Below are 5,113 nucleotides of genomic sequence, written 5' to 3'. Positions count from 1 at the left end.
CTCACCCTCCACCCCGACCACCCCGCCTACGTCATCTACACCTCCGGCTCCACCGGCCGCCCCAAGGGCGTCACCATCCCCCACCGCGCCATCGTCAACCGGCTGGCCTGGATGCAGTCCGCGTATCCGCTGGACGCCACGGACCGCGTGCTGCAGAAGACTCCGTTCGGCTTCGACGTCTCCGTCTGGGAGTTCTTCTGGCCGCTCCTGGAAGGCGCCACCATGGTGGTCGCGCGCCCCGGCGGCCACCAGGACCCGGGCTACCTGATCGATCTGATCCAGAGCCAGCAGGTCACCGTCACCCACTTCGTGCCGTCGATGCTGCAGGCCTTCACCCAGGAGCCGGCCGTCGCGAACTGCACCGGCCTGCGGTCGGTGTTCTGCAGTGGCGAGGCCCTGCCGGCCGAGCTGCGGGACAAGTTCCTGGCGCTGCTCGACGTGCCGCTGCACAACCTCTACGGTCCGACGGAGGCGGCGGTCGACGTGACCGCCTGGGATTGTGCCACCCCGAACGCCGGGGCCTCCGTCCCGATCGGCCGGCCGGTGTGGAACACCCGGGTGTACGTGCTGAACGCGCGACTGGAGCCGGTCCCGCCGGGCGTGGAGGGCGAACTCTACCTCGCGGGCCTCCAGTTGGCCCGCGGCTACCTCAACCGCCCCGGCCTCACCGCCGAACGCTTCGTCGCCTGCCCCTACGGCGAGCCCGGCGAACGCATGTACCGCACCGGCGACCTCGCCCGCTGGACCGCCGGCGGGGACCTGGAGTTCGTCGGCCGCGCCGACGACCAGGTCAAGCTCCGCGGCTTCCGCATCGAACTCGGCGAGATCCAGGCCACCCTGGCCACCCATCCCGCCGTCGCCCAGGCCGCCGTCATCGCCCGCGAGGACACCCCCGGCGACAAGCGCCTCGTCGCCTACCTCGTCGCCGCCCTCGGCCACAGCAGCGATGAACTCGTCGAATCCGTCGGGGAGTTCCTGCGCCGACAGCTGCCGGACTACATGGTGCCGTCGGCGACCGTGGTCCTCGACGCGCTGCCCGTCACCGTCAACGGCAAGCTCGACCACCGCGCCCTGCCCGCCCCCACCTACACCACCCAGACCGACCGCACCCCCACCACCCCGCACGAGGAAATCCTCTGCGCCGTCTTCGCCCAGGTCCTCGACCTGCCCCGAGTCACCCCCACCGACAACTTCTTCGACCTCGGCGGCCACTCCCTCCTCGCCACCCGCCTCGTCAGCCGCATCCGCACCACCCTCGGCATCGAGGTCCCGATGCGCACCCTCTTCGAGGCGCCAACCCCGGCCCGCCTCGCCCAGCGGCTGGACGCCGATGCCGGGGTGCGCACGGCGGTCACCGCCGCCCAGCCGCGACCGGAGCAGGTGCCGCTCTCCTTCGCGCAGCAACGCCTCTGGTTCCTTGGCGAGCTGACCGGACCGAGCGCTGCCTACCACATCCCGGCGGCTCTCCGCCTGACCGGCGACCTCGACCAGGAGGCCCTCCGGGCGGCACTGCGTGACCTGATCGCCCGCCACGAGGCCCTGCGGACGCTCTTCCCCCTCACCGACGGGCAGCCGCGCCAACACGTGCTTCCCGCCGACGGGTTCAGCTTCGAGCTCACCGTCACCGAGCCGGCCAAGCACGAGCTCACCGAGCACAAGCTCACCGAGTCCGAGCTTGCCGAGGCGATCACCCGCACCGCCACCCGAGCCTTCGACCTCACCACCGAACTCCCCATCCGCGCCGCACTGTTCACCCTCGCACCGGACGACCACGTCCTCACCGTCACCATCCACCACATCGCCGGCGACGGCTGGTCCCTCGCCCCACTCGGCCACGACCTCTCCACCGCCTACACCGCGCGCCTCGACGGCCGGGCACCCGAATGGGAGCCCCTGCCCGTCCAGTACGCCGACTACACCCTCTGGCAACGCGACCTACTCGGCGACGACCACGACCCCGAAAGCCTGCTCAGCGAACAACTCACCTACTGGCGTGAGGCCCTGGCCGGCATCCCGGCCGAGCTGGAGCTGCCCTTCGACCGGCCGCGCCCGCCCGTCGCCACCCAGCACGGCGCCCTGGTCGACCTGCCCATCGCCCCCGACCTGCACGCCGCCCTCACCGAGGTCGCCCGCAGCAACGGCGCCACCATGTTCATGGTGCTCCAGGCCGCACTCGCCGTCCTGCTCTCCCGCCTCGGCGCCGGACCGGACATCCCCATCGGCACGCCGATCGCCGGCCGCACCGACGAGAACCTGAACGAGCTGGTCGGCTTCTTCGTCAACACCCTCGTCCTGCGCACCGACCTCACCGACGACCCCACCTTCGAGCAACTGCTCGGCCGCGTCCGCGAAACCGGCCTCGCCGCCTTCGCCCACCAGGACGTGCCGTTCGAGCGCCTCGTCGAAGAGCTGGCACCCGTGCGCTCGATGGCCCGGCACCCGCTCTTCCAGGTCATGCTCAGCCTGCAGAACAACGCCGAGGCGGTCCTGGACCTGCCCGGGCTCCACAGCACCGCCCTGCCCGCCGGCCCGCCCGCGGCAAAGTTCGACCTCGCCTTCGAGATCGACGAGACCTTCGACCCCGCCACCGGCACCCCCGCCGGCCTCGCCACCCGCATCACCTACGCCACCGACCTCTTCGACCACGCGACGGTCGAACTGCTCGGCGAGCGCTGGGCCCGGGTGCTGACCGCGCTGACGGCGGCCCCGCAGGCCCCGGTCAGCACGGCGGACGTCCTCGACGCCGAGGAGCGGCACCGGATCCTGGAACGGTGGAACGACACCGCGCTGCCGACGGCTCCGACCGCGCTGCCGCAGCTCTTCCAGACCCAGGTGGCCCGCACCCCCGACGCCATCGCCCTCACCCACGTCGACCAGCGGCTCACCTACGCCGAGCTCGACAGCCGCAGCAACCGCCTCGCCCACCACCTGATCGCCGCCGGCGTCGGCCCGGAGAGTCTGGTCGCGCTGGCGCTGCCGCGCTCCGCCGACCTGCTCACGGCGATGCTGGCGGTGCTGAAGAGCGGCGCGGCCTACCTGCCGCTGGACGTGGCACACCCGGTGTCGCGGATCGCCTTCCAACTGGACGACGCCCGGCCGACCCTGGTGATCACCTCGGAGGCGAGCACCGCCGTCCTGAACGGCACCTCGACGCCCCGGCTGGTACTCGACGGGGCGGAGACGACCGCCGCACTCGCCGAGCGGTCCGACTCCGCGGTGACGGACGCCCACCGTACGAGGCCGCTGCTGCCCGCACACCCCGCCTACGTCATCTACACCTCGGGCTCCACCGGACGCCCCAAGGCGGTCGTGATCCACCACGGCGGCCTGGCGAACCAGTTGGCGTGGCTGGCCGCGGACCACGGTCTCGCACCGGACGACGTGATGCTGGCCCGTACCTCCACCGCGTTCGACGCGTCGGTGTGGGAGCTGTGGCACCCGCTGGCCTCCGGGGCCGCCGTCTGCCTGCTCCCCGACGGCTTCGGCGGCGACCCCCGCCGACTGCTCCGCTACGCCACCGAACACCGGGTGACCGTCGCCCAGTTCGTCCCCTCGCAGCTCGCCACGCTCCTCGACGAGGGCCGTATCGACTCCCTGCGGCGGCTGTTCTCCGGCGGCGAGTCGCTGAGCGCGGACCTCGCCCGGCGGATCACGGACATCTGGAACGTCACACTCATCAACATCTACGGCCCCACCGAGACGACGGTGCAGGTCGCCCACACACCCGGGGAGCCGCCGGCTGCCGGATCTACGGTGCCGATCGGTCATCCGATCCACAACACCCGGTTCTTCGTCCTGGACGCGTCGCTGCGCCCGGTGCCGCCGCGCGTGGCCGGCGAACTGTACATCGCGGGTGCCCAGTTGGCGCGCGGCTACCTGGGCCGGCCCGGGCTGACCGCCGAACGCTTCGTGGCCTGCCCGTACGGCGAGCCCGGCGAGCGGATGTACCGCACCGGCGACGTGGTCCGCTGGACCACCGACGGCGAACTCGAGTTCGTCGGCCGCGCCGACGACCAGGTCAAGATCCGCGGCTTCCGCATCGAGCCCGGCGAGATCCAGGCCGTGTTCACCGCTCACCCCGCCGTCGCCCAGGCCGCCGTCACCGTCCGCGAGGACGCCCCCGGCGACAAGCGACTCGTCGCCTACCTCGTCCCGGCCCCCGGGACGGACGGTGCCGGGCTCCCCGCCCTGACCCGGGCAGCGGCCGCCGAGCGGCTGCCGGAGTACATGGTGCCGTCGGCCGTGGTGGTGCTGGCGGCGCTCCCGCTGACCGTCAACGGCAAGCTCGACCACCGCGCCCTGCCCACCCCCACCTACACCACCCAGACCGACCGCACCCCCGCCACCCTCCGTGAAGAACTGCTCTGCACCGTCTTCGCCGAGGTCCTGGGCCTGCCCTCGGTCGGCCTCGACGACAGCTTCTTCGACCTCGGCGGACACTCCCTCCTCGCCACCCGCCTCGCCAGCCGCATCCGCACCACCCTCGGCACCGAACTCCCCCTGCGCACCCTCTTCGAGGCACCCACCCCCGCCGCCCTGGCCGAGCGGCTGGACGCCACCACCGGGGTACGCCCTGCGGTCACCGCTGGCGAGCGGCCGGAGCGGCTTCCGCTCTCCTTCGCCCAGCAACGCCTGTGGTTCCTCGGCGAGTTGACCGGACCCAGCGCCGCCTACAACATCCCGGCCGCACTCCGCCTCACCGGCGCCCTGGACCGGGAAGCGCTCCAGGCGGCACTGCACGACCTGATTGCCCGTCATGAAGCCCTGCGCACCGTCTTCCCCGCCGTCGACGGACAGCCGCACCAACACGTCCGCCCTGCCGACCAGTTCACCTGTCGGCTCACCGTCACCGAGACCACCGAGCCGGAACTGGCCGCCGCCGTGGCCCGCGCCACCGGGCACCCCTTCGACCTGGCGACCGAACTCCCGATCCGGGCCGAACTGTTCGCGCTGTCGCCGCAGGACCACGTGCTCGTGGTGACGGTTCACCACATCGCCGGTGACGGCTGGTCGATGGCTCCGCTGGGGCGGGATCTGTCGGCCGCGTACGCGGCGCGGGTGGGCGGCCAGGCGCCCGGATGGGCGCCGCTGCCGGTGCAGTACGCGGACTACA

General features: G+C 72.5%; 1 protein-coding gene. It reads left to right on the top strand.

Translation table 11 applies throughout. The features are described 5' to 3' along the window. A partial coding sequence (locus tag ACZ51D_RS43385; RefSeq protein ID WP_465665819.1) for an amino acid adenylation domain-containing protein occupies positions 1 to 5,113 on the top strand: 5,113 nt, incomplete at both ends.

It is taken from the genome of Kitasatospora sp. NPDC033851 (assembly GCF_055576085.1).
This window is presented reverse-complemented; position numbering and strand designations above follow the sequence as displayed.